The 15,940-nt window shown below is 61.3% G+C and carries 15 protein-coding genes and 1 pseudogene; 13 read left to right on the top strand and 3 right to left on the bottom strand.

Annotated elements, in window-relative coordinates; genetic code table 11:
- Window positions 1-1,128: 1,128 nt before the first annotated feature.
- The 6 genes from AC52Q4_RS03635 (at window position 1,129) to AC52Q4_RS03610 (ending at window position 4,348) form a co-directional block, all read left to right on the top strand.
- Entirely contained in the window at window positions 1,129-1,503 is a 375-nt protein-coding gene (locus AC52Q4_RS03635) for a fluoride efflux transporter FluC (RefSeq protein ID WP_495535442.1), read from the top strand.
- A gap of 38 nt (window positions 1,504-1,541) precedes the next feature.
- Complete coding sequence (locus AC52Q4_RS03630; RefSeq protein ID WP_495535441.1) at window positions 1,542-1,856, top strand: DUF190 domain-containing protein; 315 nt, start codon at window positions 1,542-1,544, stop codon at window positions 1,854-1,856.
- A gap of 120 nt (window positions 1,857-1,976) precedes the next feature.
- Window positions 1,977-2,303 (top strand): superinfection immunity protein, encoded by a 327-nt coding sequence (locus AC52Q4_RS03625; RefSeq protein ID WP_495535440.1) that lies wholly within the window; start codon window positions 1,977-1,979, stop codon window positions 2,301-2,303.
- 269 nt (window positions 2,304-2,572) lie between these two features.
- Window positions 2,573-3,616, top strand: coding sequence for a GTP 3',8-cyclase MoaA (gene moaA / locus AC52Q4_RS03620; RefSeq protein ID WP_495535439.1), 1,044 nt, complete (start codon window positions 2,573-2,575; stop codon window positions 3,614-3,616).
- Complete coding sequence (locus AC52Q4_RS03615; protein WP_495535438.1) at window positions 3,600-3,866, top strand: MoaD/ThiS family protein; 267 nt, start codon at window positions 3,600-3,602, stop codon at window positions 3,864-3,866. Before moaA ends, AC52Q4_RS03615 begins: the two co-directional genes overlap by 17 nt.
- An 11-nt stretch (window positions 3,867-3,877) precedes the next feature.
- A complete protein-coding gene (locus AC52Q4_RS03610) occupies window positions 3,878-4,348 on the top strand; it encodes a molybdenum cofactor biosynthesis protein MoaE (protein ID WP_495535437.1) in 471 nt (156 codons plus the stop codon).
- A 230-nt stretch (window positions 4,349-4,578) separates the two neighbouring features.
- Here the strand turns inward: AC52Q4_RS03610 and AC52Q4_RS03605 are convergent, their stop codons facing one another.
- Window positions 4,579-4,785, bottom strand: a complete 207-nt coding sequence (locus AC52Q4_RS03605; RefSeq protein WP_495535436.1) for a DUF2905 domain-containing protein — start codon at window positions 4,783-4,785, stop codon at window positions 4,579-4,581.
- Window positions 4,786-4,886: 101 nt separating this feature from the next.
- Window positions 4,887-5,549, bottom strand: coding sequence for a ribose-5-phosphate isomerase RpiA (gene rpiA / locus AC52Q4_RS03600; protein WP_495535435.1), 663 nt, complete (start codon window positions 5,547-5,549; stop codon window positions 4,887-4,889).
- A gap of 136 nt (window positions 5,550-5,685) precedes the next feature.
- Between rpiA and ilvA the strand changes: the two are divergent.
- The 3 genes and pseudogenes from ilvA to AC52Q4_RS03585 all read left to right on the top strand — a co-directional run.
- Window positions 5,686-7,203, top strand: a pseudogene (gene ilvA, locus AC52Q4_RS03595) (threonine ammonia-lyase, biosynthetic); the annotation flags it as partial.
- A gap of 61 nt (window positions 7,204-7,264) precedes the next feature.
- Window positions 7,265-8,266, top strand: coding sequence for a YhdH/YhfP family quinone oxidoreductase (locus AC52Q4_RS03590; RefSeq protein WP_495535434.1), 1,002 nt, complete (start codon window positions 7,265-7,267; stop codon window positions 8,264-8,266).
- 379 nt (window positions 8,267-8,645) lie between these two features.
- Entirely contained in the window at window positions 8,646-8,858 is a 213-nt protein-coding gene (locus AC52Q4_RS03585; protein WP_495535433.1) for a cold-shock protein, read from the top strand.
- Between the two features lie 274 nt (window positions 8,859-9,132).
- Here the strand turns inward: AC52Q4_RS03585 and AC52Q4_RS03580 are convergent, their stop codons facing one another.
- Window positions 9,133-9,429 carry a hypothetical protein gene (locus AC52Q4_RS03580; protein WP_495535432.1) on the bottom strand — a complete coding sequence of 99 codons (297 nt, stop codon included), beginning with the start codon at window positions 9,427-9,429 and terminating at the stop codon, window positions 9,133-9,135.
- A 150-nt stretch (window positions 9,430-9,579) separates the two neighbouring features.
- Between AC52Q4_RS03580 and AC52Q4_RS03575 the strand changes: the two genes are divergently transcribed.
- The 4 genes from AC52Q4_RS03575 to AC52Q4_RS03560 form a co-directional block, all read left to right on the top strand.
- Entirely contained in the window at window positions 9,580-11,532 is a 1,953-nt protein-coding gene (locus AC52Q4_RS03575) for an MBL fold metallo-hydrolase (RefSeq protein WP_495535431.1), read from the top strand.
- Window positions 11,533-11,897: 365 nt separating this feature from the next.
- Entirely contained in the window at window positions 11,898-12,920 is a 1,023-nt protein-coding gene (sbnA, locus tag AC52Q4_RS03570; RefSeq protein ID WP_495535430.1) for a 2,3-diaminopropionate biosynthesis protein SbnA, read from the top strand.
- Window positions 12,921-12,966: 46 nt separating this feature from the next.
- Window positions 12,967-14,073, top strand: coding sequence for a 2,3-diaminopropionate biosynthesis protein SbnB (sbnB, locus tag AC52Q4_RS03565; protein ID WP_495535429.1), 1,107 nt, complete (start codon window positions 12,967-12,969; stop codon window positions 14,071-14,073).
- Between the two features lie 10 nt (window positions 14,074-14,083).
- Window positions 14,084-15,940: IucA/IucC family protein (locus AC52Q4_RS03560; RefSeq protein WP_495535428.1), on the top strand; the 1,857-nt coding region annotated here is incomplete at its 3' end.

Raw genomic sequence — 15,940 nt, 5'->3', positions numbered from 1 at the left:
CGGCGAGCACAAGTCCTGCCAGAACGGTGAGGCCGAGCCCGATTTTCATGTGCGGGGACTTGTACGAGAGCTCGCTTCGCTGAGTGGCTAGGAAAGTGCGAATTTTACAGCCGCCCGGAAGCCGCTGCCATGAACGCCTTCGCCATTAATGTGAAGTATTGCACATTAATCGGTAAATGCGGGGGATAGCCTATTTTCAAGGGACTTTATGGGGGCGGGCAGGGATGCCCATTACTCAGAGTCTGACGGCATTCGGGCCAAGCGTCAAAATCAAGGGACGGCACGTTGTGACGCTCGAAGGATGAAAACGCGATCACTGTGGTTCGAACACCAGATTCTCGGCTTCGAGGAATACTTTTTAGTCAGGTAGGCGCTTCAAACCAACTCTGACCATGGCATGATAGGCGTTGTCGAGCGTATTGCCGTAACCGGTGCCGGCGCTCGCTAGCGGTGACGCTCGGGGGATACAAGCTGCAAAGGCTGACCTTGGTTTGGCGCGGCGCAAGTGACCCGTTCCCGGTTGGCGAAGGGCGGGTCGTCACCGAAGGGGGTTTGCCTAGCCGGTAACCGAACCGCGCGGTGAGCCGGTCGGCACCTAGCCGGTAGAATGGCATGGATTGGTCTTCGTCATTGGCTTCTTACATACCCTTCTGATCAAGCTCGGATAGCGCGCACCCTCGTCCGATTCGGTATCGCCTCAGTCACTTGACCCGTGGGCGCAGATCGCTTTGGAAGATGGGCGAGTTGCCACGCCGTGTCGGGCGGCTAACCTATAATGGCGTATCGTAGCGCATTATCGATGATCCGATCTCAGGCAATCGGAAGCTTGCTTGCGCACTTTTACTGGATGCATTAGGTCATCGGTCTCATCGAGCGCGGGAGTGATCTGCGTTATTGGCCGCATGGCCAAATTCGCCAGGGTGGCGCAAAAGGGGTGCGGCGGTAGCGGGACAGCTCTGTTGGCTGTCGGCGAGCTGTGGCAGCACTAGAGGACTAAGGTGCTGTGTTGTCTCTCGACTGCTTGCACCTTGTGGGCGAGACGTCGGGGCGGCTTTGAGCGCGGAGTCACATCTGCGTATTTTGTGTGCGCTACTTCTGTCACCGATCAAATAAGGAATTCATGGATTCATGGCTACTTACCTCGCGCTTGCCATTGGCGGAATCCTCGGAGTCTACGCTCGTTATGGCTTGACCCGGTTTATTCAAAGCTTTTACGGCCAGGACTTTCCGCTCGCGACACTGATCGTCAATTTATTGGGTACGTTCCTCCTCGCGTTTGTTTTTATCCAGACGCTGGAGCGCGTGACAATCTCGCCGGCCGTTCGGACCGGGATTATGACCGGCGGGCTCGGCGCGTTCACTACGTTCTCGACCTTCATCATGGAGGCGCTGCTGCTCGTTGAAGACGGTCAGGCCGGTAAGGCCGCGGTCTACCTGGGGCTGTCGATCGGGCTTGGAATGATTGCGGCTTTCGCTGCGGTATATGTCGCGAGGAACTTCTGAACGAACTCTGCGGATGCGAATCCGGGCAGGAGAAGACCATGAGCGTGCGAGTCAAGGTGGCGCGCATATACATTAGCGAGATCGATAAAGTCAACCACCATAACCTCATGCACGAGATCGTGCGGCGGCTGCAGGACGAGCACAAAGTTCACGGGGTTACCGTGTTCCGAGGTATCGTCGGCTTTGGCACGCACGGGCAGATTCACTCGGCGGACTTGTTACGTCTGCGCGCCGATTTGCCTCTGGTAGTGGAGTTTTTCGATGAACCGGAAACGGTCGAAGACGTGCTGCAGTGGATCTCGACGCTGGTGCGCCCGGGACACATCATCGTTTGGGATGCCGAGCGCCGTTGACGGCTGAGCTTGCTGACGAGGTCCACCGCGGCAGCGCTTGCGTGTGAAAAGAGGCGGACTCCCGCCGGCGACATGGGAGGTACCCCTGGCATAGGATTGCGCGACTGCTAAGCTTTGGGAATGAATCCGGTGCAGTTATTGGCGAAAGGGTGGATTGCCATGAACTTCAACGCACTAGATCTTCCAATGCTCATTATCCTCGTGGCCGGCGGCCTCCTGTATTTTATGCCGTGGTTTATCGCGGCATTGCGTCATCACCACCGCCGTTCCATGATCGGTTTATTCAATCTGTTGCTCGGCTGGACACTGATCGGCTGGGTAGGCACCTTCTTGTGGGCAATCAGCAAGACACGGCCCGGCACAGAGGAGTCTACCGAAGAGGAGGGCGTGGAGGAGTCGCTGCAGACGAGTCCACCCCCGGCACGTAAATACTCCCAAGCGTCATAAGGCGCATCCAGCGATTCGCCGCCGGCAGCGGCGTTTCGATCCGCTGGGAACAAGGGCTGCGAACCGTCAGCAGGAAGCGCGCTTTCCTGCTGACGGCCTTACGTGCTGGCTGGAGGAAAATGCCAAGGTAAGGTATCATACGCCCAGTAGTAACGGGTTTCCTGAACGGGCGACGGGATTCGGCTTCGAGAGGGTATGGGAACCCATAAATACTGTTGTAAAACCTACCGAATGGGCTGACGGTGGCCATCGGGAGATCCAATATGCGAATGGCTTTTGACCCTAGTCGTGACCGTGACACGTGGCAACGGGCCGAGGAGGCGACTCGTGAGGGCGATACCCTCGTTGATCGCTTCGGTCGAAGCAAGCGCAAGCTCCGACTGTCCCTGACGGATCGGTGCAATTTCCGCTGCGGTTACTGCATGCCAGAGGATCCCAAGTGGACACCTCGCCACGAGCTCCTTAGCTTCGAGGAATTGTGGGGAATCGCGCGGCTGTTCGTCTCGCGCATGGGTGTCACCAATATCCGGCTCACGGGTGGGGAACCGCTGGTGCGCCGGGGTGTTCCGGACTTCATCGAGCGACTCAACGAGCTGCGACCCCTGGGCTTGGAGCGCATTTCCATGACGAGCAACGCCTCCCTGCTGGACCGCCATGCCGCGGCGCTGGTTGCCGCGGGGCTCGATGATGTCAACATCAGCATCGATTCCATCGACCCGGAACGTTTTCGAAAGATGACCGGGGGTGGCGAGCTCGAGCCGGTGCTGCGCGGTATACGGGCAAGCCGGGATGCCGGGCTTTCGATGAAGCTCAACGCCGTCGCGATCCGCGGCGAGAATGAGGAGGACGTGGTTCCGTTGACTCAATGGGCCATGGGCGAAGGTATCTCGCTTCGATTCATCGAGTTCATGCCGCTCGATGCGCGTGGCGGCTGGCAGCCCAACAAGGTGTTCACGGAGGAAGAGATCATCACCGCGCTGAAGCAGCATTTCATCGTCGAGCGCCTGCCGCGTACGCGCGAACCCGCTACGTATTATCGGATGGACGGGGAATACCGCCTCGGCATTATCTCCACCATTTCCAATCCGTTTTGCGGCAGCTGCGACCGGGTGCGTGTAACGTCCACCGGCGAGATCTACCCTTGTTTGTTCTCGCCGGTGTGCACCGATCTGAAGGAGCCTTTGCGTACCGGGGCTTCGCGGGAGGAGCTGGAGCAGATCATTCGTGGCGCGGTCTGGCGGAAGGGACGCGGTTTCGTCGAGAGTAAGGGCTACGTCGAGCGAGCCATTTCCATGCATGGCTTGGGAGGCTGAAGAGCAAGGTATGCGAATCGAGTTCTACGGGGTTCTGCAGGAGGCGGTCGGCGGAGAAGCGCTAGAGCTTCCCATCGACACGCCAAGTCGTGTGGCGCATATCCTGGAAGAGCTTGGCGAGCGGATTCCGGCGCTGCAGGCACATTTGCCGCGCATCGCCTGTGCGATAGGCGATGAGGTGATTCCACGCTCGGAAATGGTGAATGGGGATGCTCCGCTGGTCCTGCTGCCGCCGGTGAGCGGTGGTTAAGGAGGGTTAACATGGAGCACATCACGGATCAGGTTCTCGATGCGGAGATCCTCAAGCGTGAGACGGAAAATCCCGCCTGCGGGGCGTTGATCGTCTTCGAGGGCGTCGTGCGTAATCATCACCGCGGCCGCCAAGTGGAGCGCATGGAGTATACCGCCTATAAGCCCTTGGCGGAGCGGGTGCTGCAGGAACTGGAAGACGAGACGAAACGCCGCTTCGGTGTGGCCGAGTGTCGGATTGTGCATCGGATCGGGGCGCTTGCGATCGGGGAAGCGAGTGTTGTTATCGTCGTACGCTCGGCGCATCGAGGCGATGCATTCGACGCCGCCGAGTGGGCTATCGACACGCTGAAGCAGCGGGTGCCGATCTGGAAGAATGATTTTTACACCGACGGCACCCGAGCTTATCAAGAGGGCGTTCCCCTTTCTGCGTGTGGCTCGCACGAGCATGACACTGCCAAGGGCCGCCAGCAGGGCACCTGATCCGAGCGTATCCTCGCCCCCTCTAAAATTCAGCACCTCTCTTTGCTTTTCAGGCTCGGCCCCAAGGCGGTTCGCTCAAGGCAGCCCAACTGGCGCGTGTTAGGTCTCACGCAGCGCCGCATCGCGAGACCTCGATGCGCCCGCAGCCCCAGTGTGTCGAGAAAGGATCAGGCAAGTGTAGGAGGCGGCGGACAGCTTGTGGCCGTCGCCCTTGCTGCAGATAGGGGTATTCACTTGCGAAACAACCAGAGGATCAGCGTCAGCAACAAGCTTACAACAATCGAAGTGGCGATCGGGAAATAGAAAGTAAAATGATCCTTCTTGATGGCGATGTCACCCGGCAGGCGGCCGAGCCCGAGTTTCGTGAGTAGCGGCCAGAGTAGCCCCGCCACCAAGAGGCCGATACCAACGATAATAAGCAGCCGTTGAAAGTCCATGTCGGCCGTCTAACAAACGTATCCGGATTGCGGCTTATCGCTCGACGACGGGTTCGGAAACCGAATCTGCCGTCGGCTGACTTCCGATACTCGCGTTCGCATCAGGAGGCGGTGAGCGTCTCGACCCCACCGTCGGTGCCTAAAAGGAGCACGTCGGCGGGGCGAAGTGCAAAAATTCCGACCGTTACTACGCCGGGAATATTGTTGATGGTTTGCTCTAAATGGATCGGCTCCATGATCTGCAGATTGCGCACATCCAGGATCAGATTGCCATTATCGGTAGTAAAGCCTTCCCGCAGTACGGGCCAGCCTCCAAGCTTCACCATCTCGCGCGCCACATAGCTGCGCGCCATCGGAATGACCTCAATCGGTAGTGGGAAATCTCCCAATACGTCGACGCGCTTGGACGCATCGGCAATGCAAATGAAACGACGGCTGACGGCGGCGATGATTTTCTCGCGGGTCAATGCGCCGCCTCCGCCCTTGATCATTTGCAAATGTCGATTTATTTCATCGGCACCGTCTACATACACGGGAAGATCATCCACCATGTTCAATTCGCGCACATCAAAGCCGTGGCGGCGAAGCCGCTCGGTCGATGCCTCCGAGCTGGAAACGACGGCCTCAACGGCGCCTTTTATGGATACTAGTGCATCAATGAAAAGGTTCACGGTTGAGCCGGTACCTACACCTACGATGCCGGCGCGCTGCACATGCGACAACGCAGCCTCGGCGGCGGCCTTTTTACCCTGATCTGAAGCCATGGTCCGGTTCCTCGAACAAAAGCATTACATATAGCATACACGGTGACAGTATCGCGTTGAAGGTCAACGTCTTAGCCAGCGCTCCAGCCGGACTCGGGCGTTTGAGTTCAGCCTTGGGGCGCGTCGCCGGAAGAGCAGGGAAATGAAGGATTATCTGCAGAAAATTCTCACCGCAGGCATCTACGACCTCGCCCGCCAGACGCCGCTGGAAGGCGCGGCGAATCTCTCGGCGCGGCTCGGCAACCGGGTCATGTTGAAACGTGAAGACCTCCAGCCGGTCTTCTCCTTCAAAATCCGCGGCGCCTACAACAAAATCCTGCGGCTCGGGCATGAGCAGCTGGAGCACGGCGTGATCTGCTCCTCGGCAGGGAACCATGCGCAAGGTGTCGCCTTGTCGGCCCGGCGCCTGGGTATCAAGGCCACGATCGTTATGCCGCGAACGACCCCCGGAATAAAGATCAATGCGGTTCGCGGCCTCGGGGGCCGCGTTATCCTACACGGCGACAGCTACGATCAGGCCAGAGATCACGCGGAACGGCTCGTGGCCGAACGGGGGCTCACGTATATCCCCCCCTACGATGATCCGGATGTGATTGCGGGCCAGGGTACCGTCGGCATGGAGATTCTCAGCCAGAATGCCCATCCGCTGCAGGCGATTTTCGTTCCGGTTGGCGGCGGCGGCCTGATCGCCGGTATCGCCGCTTACGTCAAACAGGTCCGGCCCGATGTCAAGATCGTAAGTGTCGAGCCGGAGGACGCTCCGACTCTGCAACGCGCCATTTCAGCTGGCCGTCGGGTGGTGCTGGACGATGTTGGGATCTTCGTGGACGGTGTGGCGGTGAGGCAAATCGGCAAGGAAACCTTTCGTATCGCGAAGCAGATGGTCGATGAGTGTATTCTTGTCTCCACCGATGAGGTTTGCGCCGCCATCAAGGATATTTTCGATGATACCCGTTCCATCGTGGAGCCGGCCGGGGCATTGGCGGTTGCCGGTTTGAAGCAATATGTCGAGACACACGGCGTGCGTGATCAGACGCTTGTGGCGGTCAATTCCGGCGCCAATATGAATTTCGGGCGCCTCTCCCACGTGGCGGAACGGGCCGAGCTGGGCGAGCATCGAGAGGCGGTGCTGGCCGTAACGATTCCCGAGCGCCCCGGCAGTTTCCGGACCTTCTGCGAGACCATCGGCTCGCGTTCCATAACTGAGTTCAACTACCGCTACGCGGATCCGGTCGAGGCTCACGTGTTCGCCGGAATCGCACTCAATGACGGGCTCGAGGAGAAGGACGAGCTGATTCGGCTACTGCGCGAGCGCGGCTATCCGGTACTTGATTTGACCGCGGACGAAATGGCGAAGGTTCATCTGCGGCATATGGTCGGCGGCCGCGGCCACAAAGTGCAGGATGAGATAATTTATCATTTTGAATTCCCCGAGCGTCCCGGGGCGTTACTCAAGTTCCTGCGCCAGCTCAGCAAGCGATGGAACATCAGCTTGTTCCATTATCGCAATCACGGTGCCGATTATGGACGTGTGCTGGTCGGTATTCAGGTCCCGCAGGGAGAGCGAGGTAAATTCCGCGCTTCCCTCGACAAGCTCGGCTATCGTTATCGGGATGAGAGCATGCATCCCGCCTATGCGCTTTTTCTAAGCTGAGCGGGACCGGTATGTGGCAGCAAAGAGTTCCACGCGTGAGCGCTGAAGCGTCGAGGAGAGCATGAGCAGCGAGCAGTTTCGTGCCTTTCGCATCGAGAGGACCGATCAGGGACGCTATGTCTCCAGCATTCGCACGTTGAGCACCGCCGATTTGCCCGACGGTGACGTGCTCGTGCGCGTGCATTATTCCAGCTTGAACTACAAAGACGCACTGTCGGCTACCGGCGCAAAAGGCATTACCGAGAGCTACCCGCATACGCCGGGAATCGATTGTGCCGGTACCGTGGCGCAGAGCGGGAGTCCAGACTGGCAGGTCGGAGACGCTGTGATCGTTACCGGCTACGATCTCGGAATGAACACGGACGGGGGCTTTGCCGGCTATGTGCGTGTGCCGGCTGCGTGGGTGGTACGTTGCCCCGCAGGACTAACGCTACGCCAGGCAATGATATGCGGCACGGCCGGATTCACGGCGGCCTTATGTATCCACGCCCTTGAAGCGCACGATGTGCATCCCGAGAACGGTGAGGTATTGGTCACCGGCGCCAGCGGCGGCGTTGGCAGTCTGGCCGTGAGCATGCTGAGCGCTGGAGGTTACCGGGTAGTCGCTGCCACGGGCAAGCAAGACGCCACGGACTGGCTGCGTGGCTTGGGCGCTGAAGAGGTCATTCCCCGCGAGCAATTGCTCGACCACAGTGCTCGTCCGTTGCTCAAATCACGCTGGGCGGCAGCGGTCGACACGGTTGGTGGTGATTTTCTGGCCGCGACGCTCAAGGCCGTCCGTCATCGCGGCAGCGTCGCCTGTTGCGGGATGGTGGCGTCAGCGGAGCTGCACACGAGCGTGCTTCCTTTTATCCTGCGCTCCCTCAGCTTGTTGGGCGTCTCCTCGCAGAATACTCCTCGGGATCAGCGGGAGCGCACATGGGAGAGGCTCGCGCGGGACTGGCGTCCCAATCGCTACGATGCGATCGCCAGGGAAATCCATCTGGGCCAGATCGATGAGTATGTCGATAAGCTGCTCAAAGGGCAGGTGCGCGGCCGGATTCTGGTCAATCCGCAAGCCTGAGCTCGAACGAGCCAAGGGGATGCTTGAGGGAGGACAACCGGCTTGTGGAGCCACCGGAGCGGTTGCCGCGAAATCCCGGTGACTATGCGCTCGAGCGCTACCTCTCATTGGCAGTGGATTATCGTCCCAATCTCCGGGCGCTTGAAATGCCCGATGTTGTCCGGTGCAGGTCGGGTTTCGGAACACGCTCCGGCGATTACGCTATGGGTGAATTCTGTTCTATGCTTGCCTTGACACCCCGTGGCCCGCAGGCGCGGAGCGCTCCGGTGTGCCGAGCAAGCACGACGGCTTTCAGAGTCCAAAGGGTGAGCACCGTGTCTGTGCCGGATCGAGAGGGCATACGGTTGTGTAAACGGCCTGCTGCGTAGAGGTTTTATTCATGTCGGAGCGTTATAGCGGTGTCGTCAAGTGGTTCGACGACTCGAAGGGATACGGTTTTATCAGTCAGGAGCAGGGGCCGGACGTGTTCGTGCATTTTCGGGCCATTCGGGGCGAGGGGTTTCGCTCGTTGCAGGAGGGTCAACGGGTGGAATTCGACATCGTCGAGAGCCCCAAGGGTCTTCAGGCAAGCGATGTGGTGGCCATGCTCTGAGCGCGGTTGGGCTCGAGCGCCAGCTCACCGCAGATTCGACCTCGCAAGCGGATTCCGGTTGACGGTGAGTGGCGCTTTCGCCCGCTTATCGCGCGTGGCGGTTATTCCGCCTTCGCGCTACTCGACCGGCGCTGAGCCATTGACGGCTGAAGGGGCGGGTGGGGCAAGTTGCCTCGCGTGATTTGAGCCAATTCGAAGGACTGCCTCGCGCACCTTGGAGGTAAAGCCGAACGGGCGGTATCGAATACCGGCGCGCGTTCGATTGTTGATGCGCTTAGGCGCGGCCGGCGCCGTGGTCGTGCGGTGAGTGGAAGTACTCACTGGTTTCCGCCAGCTCCCGAACGACCGTGAGCAGCTCGTCGAGGCGACGGTCTGCGGTGCATAGCGCAGTGCAGTCTTCACAGCTCGGATCTCCGCACGGCTGGCGCGAGTAAAGCCAGTATTGGATGGCACCGGCGAGCAGGCCGTCCGCGATTTCCCCGGGGTTTGCCGTCTCGTCATCGGCCAGCCGGTTACCCAGCTCCACCGTTTGCGCGGAGGCTTCTTCGTAGCTATCCACTTCCTGGCTCATGGCGGGAAACCTTTGCCGTTTGTGATTAATTGCTATTGTACCAAGAGACGACCGTCTTGAGCGCCGCTTCACAGGCAGCCGGGTGGCCTCCTTGTTTCGCCGAAGCGCAACGGCGTGCGCCGGCCAATGTGGCCAATCCGACGCGACGGCATGGCTAGCCCGATTTCAGCGAATTTCCGCGGCATAACCCGTGATGGGCTGCTTGAGCTCATGTTGAGCAGCGATGCGCGCATTATGCTCTTCGGTGCCGGCGGGCTCGGTAAGACGCACCTGGCGGCGGAACTTTGCCGGGCCCTGCATGAGCGAGGCCAAGCCTCTGGCTGTCTCAGCGCAGATATCGGGAATCCGGGGTTTGGCGCGCCCGGCGCCGTTAATCTTGCTGAATGGACCAATGGCGATTGGCGACTGCTCGACCTCGAGGCCGTGTGCTCCCTCGATGCCGCTCGCTTCCGGCTGCCGCTGATGATGGCAGCGGGTCGTGTGCTCGCGCGCCATCCGGCTCCCGTGCGGGTTGTGGATGCACCCGGGCTGGTGCGCGGAGCGCCGGCGGCAGAATTCCTGGAAGCACTGGTTCAGCGAAGTAGAGTCGATTTGGTGGTGGCGCTGGTCGATGCCCATGGAGTGCTGCCCTTGGTGCACGAATTGAGCGCACTTTCGGTAGAGGTCCGAGTGCTCGGTAGCGCGCGCCGCATCGCTCGCACGGCGCCACTGGCGCGGACAGCCAGCCGAAGCAGGCTCTGGGCTGCCTATCTCGCAAACGCGTGCGAGCTGACTGCGGACCTCGAGCAGTTGGCGGTGATTGGCACGCCGCCGCCTATCGATGTGCCGTCGGCCTGGCGAGGCCGGCAAGTCGGTCTCGGCGATGCGCGTGGCGCTCGTCGTTTGGGTGAAATCGTGGCGCTGGAGGGATACCGGCTGCGACTTCGCGCGCCACGGCCAGCGGCCGCCGCGCCAGAGTATCTCCTCGTGCGCGATGCCAGGCGTGAGCGCAACGGTTGTCTGGTAACGGCGAAGCCGCTCGGACGCGCGGTTGTGCGGGGCCGTCCACCACCGGATGTCCTGCCTGTGGTCGCCGCGGTTCCCGGCGTCGCTGATGTGGTTCACGCCGGTTCGGCATTCGCAACGCTGGTTAACGGAGTGATTGGCGATCCGCTGCTGCATCTGCGGCTGCGACAGCAGCGTCGCAGCCTATTGTTCGACTTGGGGGACGCCGTCCGCCTGCCGGCGCGCATCGCTCATCAGGTAACGGATGTTTTCATCACTCATGCCCACCTCGATCATATCGGCGGCTTCTTGTGGCTGCTGCGTTCACGGCTGGGGGCGTTCCCCGTCTGTCGGCTGTATGGCCCGCCGGGTCTGGCACAGCATGTGGAGGGCTTGCTGAGGGGCATCCTTTGGGACCGCATCGGTGAGCGCGCACCGCGTTTCGAGGTGCTGGAAGTGCACGGCGAGCGGCTGCTGCGTTGGCGGCTCGAGGCCGGCGCGACGCTCGCTACCTATTTGGGGGAGATCACCGATTCGCGAGGGATCCTGCTTGACGAGTCGGAGTTCAAAGTTCGTGGCATCACGCTCGACCACGGTACACCCGTGCTTGCATTCGCCTTCGAGCAGCCAAGGCAAGTGCACATACGCAAAGAACGGCTCGCTGCAAGCGGCCTGCCGCCCGGCGGATGGCTCAGGTCACTCAAGGCGGCGGTACGCAACAAGCAGGGCGGGCGCGCGATTCAACTTCCTGACGGTACGTGGGCGAGCGCGGCGACGCTCGCGGACGACATGACACGCACTGCGGCGGGCTTCAAGCTCGTCTATGCCACTGACTTCGCAGACACCGCGGAGAATCGTGAATCGCTGAGACGCTTTGCCGCCGATGCTCACGTCTTTTTCTGCGAGGCCTCTTTTCTGGAGGCGGATCGCGGCCGGGCTCAACGCACGGGGCATCTTACCGCGCGAGCCTGCGGCGAGATTGCCGCAAGCGCCCAAGTCGGGCGGTTGGTGCCGTTTCATTTCTCACGCCGCTACCAAAGCAATCCCGAGGCGGTCTACGCTGAGGTGGCAGCAGCATGCCGGCAACTCGTGAGAATCGAGCGCGCTGCCAGCCGCTGACCGCGCCGCCGTGGAAGCCGGTTTCCCCACTCGATCGTGATGACCCTGCCTTGGAGTCTGGCCTCTGGCCTCTGGCCTCTGGCCTCTGGCCTCTGGCCCTAGCCATCTCTCTTCTTTTCGAATTTGGCCTCACAGCGGCGGCTCGCCCGGTTTGCCGGATGGCGGCTTTTTTCGGCGCGGCTGACGGCCTATCCGTCCTTTTGCATCGCTAACGCAGCACAGCGGGACGCCTGTCTTATATTATTGTTGCGAATCGTTTTCATTGACGTTATCGTTCTCGTCAAGGCGTGTTCTGAGAATCGTACTGCACCGGCGTGAATCTCGGATTCGGCCTTCCTAACCATCGTTCCACGGAAGGGTAGCCAATGATCTACAAGTCAATAGCTGATTGCATCGGGCACACTCCGCTGGTCGCTCTGAACCGTTTGTTTCCGAACAATCCCCGCGTTATCGCTAAGTTGGAGATGCTCAACCCAGGGGGGAGTGTCAAAGACCGACCGGCCAAGTATCTGATTGAAGAGGGGCTCAAGGACGGTACCATCACCGCGGGATCGCACCTTGTGGAGAGTTCCTCCGGTAACCTTGGCATCGCACTGGCAATGCTGGCCAATGTCCATGGGCTGCGGTTCACCTGTGTGGTGGATCCGAAGATATCCCAGACCAACTTGAACATCCTCAAGGCCTTTGGCGCCAACGTCGACATGGTGAGCGAACAGGACGCAAAGGGCGGCTACCTGCACACGCGCGTCGCGCGCGTGCAACACCTGCTTCGTACGATGCCGAACGCGGTTTGGCTTAACCAATATGCAAACTGCCGCAACTGGGAGGCACACTACCACGGCGAGGGAGAGGAGATCGTCGCGGCACTCGGTGATACGCGGCTGGATGCCATGGTAATCGGTGTCAGCACTACCGGCACTATTCTCGGACTGGCGCGCCGGTTGCGGCGAAGCTACCCCCGATTGCGGGTGATCGCCGTGGACGCCGCGGGCTCGGTGATTTTCGGTGGTGCGGCCGGACCTCGGGAATTACCTGGCATCGGCGCGAGCCGTCCTCCGGAACTGCTAGACAGGCGAGAGATCGATGAAGTCGTTTATGTGACCGACTGGGAGGCAACCCGCGTTTGCCGGGAGCTGGTGGAGAAGGAGAGCATCTTTGCCGGCGGCTCCTCCGGCTCGGTAATAGCCGGCGTGTACAAAATCCGCCACACGTTCGCGCGCGGAGCCACGGTGCTGACACTCCTCGCCGACCGGGGTGACCGTTACCTCGATACCGTCTACGCGCAGAACTGGCCACCACTGGAACGGCGTCATTTGCTGGCGCCTGCCGCCGCTTGCGTCCCATTGTCCTTGCCGGAAGACGACAATCGGCGGCAGCAGGCGTCTTAGCCCCCTTCTTAAATCGCATCATTAGATTCATACGTGGCACACGCCATTGGAATGGCTGCTGCTGCGCTGGATGTTCGCATCGAGAGAGGAGCTCGCCCCCATGGAAGCCAATTCCCGCATCGATTTATCCGAACCGTGCCCAGCCGCCTCGCAGCGAGTGCTCTGGCTCGGCCGAAATGATCTTGTCGCCCTCGGCGCGGATCGCTCCGACCTTTATATGGAGGCGTTGGAGCGCGGTTTCGCGCTCCATGCGGCCGGGGAGTTCGTGCAGCCCCTCAAGCCTTATCTGCGCTGGCCGGGGGCGGAGCACATCGCCGATCGCATCATCGCAATGCCTGCCTGGATCGGCGGCGATGATCCGATCGCCGGCTTGAAGTGGGTTGGCAGCCGCCAGCACAATCCGTCGCGCTTTGCGCTGGAGCGGGCGAGCGCCACCATCATCCTGAACGACGCGCAGACCAATCATCCGATTGCCATCATGGAAGGTGGACTGATCAGCGCCATGCGCACGGCGGCCGTAACGGGTGTGGCGGCGCGTTACCTGGCCCGGGCGGGATTCACCGATGTCGCGCTGATCGGCTGCGGACCCATTGCCCGGGCGCAGGCGAGAACGCTACTGGAACAGTTCCCCGGTATTCGCCATGTTCATCTGCATGATCTGCGTCCCGCGGCCGCCGAGCGCCTCGCAAGCGAACTGCGCGTGGGCTATCCGGAGCTGCGGGTGCGACTGGCGGAAGACGCCGAGTCTGCCATCCGCTCGTCCGATGTCGTGATTCCCTGTACGGTCACCGACACCCCCTATATCCGCTACGACTGGCTGCGGCCGGGGGCTTTCCTCAGCAACATCTCCGTTATGGACGTGCATAAGGAGGTGTTTTTGCGAGCGGATAAAGTAGTCGTCGATGACTGGGATCAGGCGAACCGCGAGAAGAAAATCATTCATCAACTCGTCCAGGAGGGATCGTTTTCACGCGAGGCGCTGCATGCCCAGATGGGAGAGATCGTCACTGGCCTACGTCCGGGACGCGAGCGCGAAGACGAGATCATCCTTCTCAATCCCATGGGAATGGCGGTAGATGACATCGTCTGCGCCCAGGCCGTCTACCGAAAGGCCTGCGAGGCCAAGGCCGGCGTCTGGCTCGACTTGTATTGAGGAGGGGATCATGTTCTCGCCATCGGACGTGAGCGGCGTCGCGAGCGCGGAGGCTCATCGCGATCAATGCCGCGACACTATCCTATGTGAGCTGGTGGATGCGGCCTTACAGGAGAATCTCTTCGGTCTCCGCGAGCGTGTCCGCGTGCAGCAAACCGCGCCGATCGGTCTGGAGTGCTCTGAGCTGCCGCTTGGCGGAGCTGAACGCTACGCGCTCGTGACCTGCTCGGCCTCGCAGGAGTTCCTGGTTTTCCGAGCATGCTCTGGGGACCCGCTGCAATCGGTGCGATGTTCACGTCCGCCGGTGCTCGTCGTCACCGTGGGGGGCTGCCGTGTCCTCTCGCCCGCAGAGGTGCTCTCCTGGTTCGTCGAGAGCCAGCTCGATCAGCCGGGACAAGCCCGCGTGATCGCGGATTTGCGGCTCGCCGAGAGGCAGGGCCGTCTCGCGCGATCCGCCGCTTCGGCCGTTGCCGCCGATCTGGCGCAGGCGCAGTTGAGTCTTGCCGACTGGGAGCGGCTAGCCGCGTTGCGGGATCGGCCGTTTCATCCGGTGGCGCGCGCGCGGCGTGAGTGGTCAGATGACGATTACCGCCGCTATAGTGGCGAGGCCGCACGCCGTTGGCCCCTGCACTGGATTGCGGTGCGCCGAGCCCATGTCCTGCAGGCGCCCTGCGCGAGCGCTGATCCGGCAAGCTGGCTGCTTTGCGAGGAACAACGCGAGGCTTTGGCCGCGGCAATGCTTGCAAAAGGCCTCGCCCCCGCCGACTATCTGGCCATTCCGGCACATCCCTGGCAGGCGCGTTGCGCACTCCCGCGACTTTTCGCCGAGGAGATCGCTCGCGAGGAGATCGTGCCGCTGCCGATCGAGCGGTGCCACGCGCAGCCGAGCGCCTCTCTTCGCACCGTCATGCCTGAAGGCGATCCACGGTTGCACCTCAAGCTCTCGCTCGCGGTCTCGTCGCTCGGGGCGCTGCGTCCGCTGCCACCGCGCTACCTCCACAACGGATCGCAGGCGCAGCGTGTGCTGATGGAACTGCGAGCGCGGGATCCAGTGCTCGCCGAAAGCATGGATCTGTGTGACGAAACCCTATGGTGGTGCCATGTCCCCGCGGCAAGCGAGCTTCCGCCCGACTACCCGGGGCATCTCGCCTGCAATCTGCGCCGCTATCCCGCTCCGATCGGCGCCGAGCTAATTCCGATGGCGAGCTTCGCTGTCATCCTGCCGGACGGTCGCCTGCCAGCGTTCGATTACATTCTGGCACGGCGTGGCGAATACGGTCCAAGCGCCGCTCTGGCGCTGTTCGAGGATTTGGCGCTGCGGCTGTGTGAGATTGGCCTCGCTTGCTTTCGTGTCGGGGTTATGCCGGAGGCGCACGGGCAGAACGTGCTGGCGGAGTTCGATGGCGGTCGCTTGGCGCGCCTGGTGCTGCGTGACCACGACACGCTGCGGATCCATGAGCCATGGCTGGAGGCCGCTGGCCTGGCGGCGCCGGATTACCGCATTGACCGCAGCAGCCCGAACACATTGATTCTGCAGTGCCCGCAGGCCTTATTGGCCTATTTTCAGACGCTAGCGCTGCAGGTGAATTTGCGGGCTATCGGCCATGCGCTGGCACAGGTGTACGAGACCGTCAGCCTCGGTGCCGTGTGGAGGGTAATCGAGCGGACCGCGCATCAGGCCGTGGCCCACACGAATCTCGATGGACCCGCGGCGGATGTGCTCCGCGCCTCCCTCTTCGATGCCAGGGAATGGCCTAGCAAATTGCTTCTCACGCCGCTGCTCGCCCAGTCGCGCACCACTACAGGTATGCCGAGCAGCCTGGGAGATGTGCCGAATCCTTTTCGTCATTGCGCTTGGAACGTGCGG

The organism is Nitrococcus sp., from assembly GCF_059432795.1.
This window is presented reverse-complemented; position numbering and strand designations above follow the sequence as displayed.

Excerpts from the sequence above, each read along its gene's own strand:
- AC52Q4_RS03580 (WP_495535432.1), bottom strand. The coding sequence starts at position 9,429 with ATGAGCCAGGAAGTGGATAGCTACGAAGAAGCCTCCGCGCAAACGGTG.
- AC52Q4_RS03615 (WP_495535438.1), top strand. The coding sequence starts at position 3,600 with ATGGCTTGGGAGGCTGAAGAGCAAGGTATGCGAATCGAGTTCTACGGG.
- AC52Q4_RS03575 (WP_495535431.1), top strand. The coding sequence starts at position 9,580 with ATGGCTAGCCCGATTTCAGCGAATTTCCGCGGCATAACCCGTGATGGG.
- AC52Q4_RS03585 (WP_495535433.1), top strand. The coding sequence starts at position 8,646 with ATGTCGGAGCGTTATAGCGGTGTCGTCAAGTGGTTCGACGACTCGAAG.
- AC52Q4_RS03590 (WP_495535434.1), top strand. The coding sequence starts at position 7,265 with ATGAGCAGCGAGCAGTTTCGTGCCTTTCGCATCGAGAGGACCGATCAG.
- AC52Q4_RS03605 (WP_495535436.1), bottom strand. The coding sequence starts at position 4,785 with ATGGACTTTCAACGGCTGCTTATTATCGTTGGTATCGGCCTCTTGGTG.
- moaA (WP_495535439.1), top strand. The coding sequence starts at position 2,573 with ATGGCTTTTGACCCTAGTCGTGACCGTGACACGTGGCAACGGGCCGAG.
- AC52Q4_RS03630 (WP_495535441.1), top strand. The coding sequence starts at position 1,542 with ATGAGCGTGCGAGTCAAGGTGGCGCGCATATACATTAGCGAGATCGAT.
- AC52Q4_RS03610 (WP_495535437.1), top strand. The coding sequence starts at position 3,878 with ATGGAGCACATCACGGATCAGGTTCTCGATGCGGAGATCCTCAAGCGT.
- rpiA (WP_495535435.1), bottom strand. The coding sequence starts at position 5,549 with ATGGCTTCAGATCAGGGTAAAAAGGCCGCCGCCGAGGCTGCGTTGTCG.
- AC52Q4_RS03625 (WP_495535440.1), top strand. The coding sequence starts at position 1,977 with ATGAATCCGGTGCAGTTATTGGCGAAAGGGTGGATTGCCATGAACTTC.
- AC52Q4_RS03635 (WP_495535442.1), top strand. The coding sequence starts at position 1,129 with ATGGCTACTTACCTCGCGCTTGCCATTGGCGGAATCCTCGGAGTCTAC.
- sbnA (WP_495535430.1), top strand. The coding sequence starts at position 11,898 with ATGATCTACAAGTCAATAGCTGATTGCATCGGGCACACTCCGCTGGTC.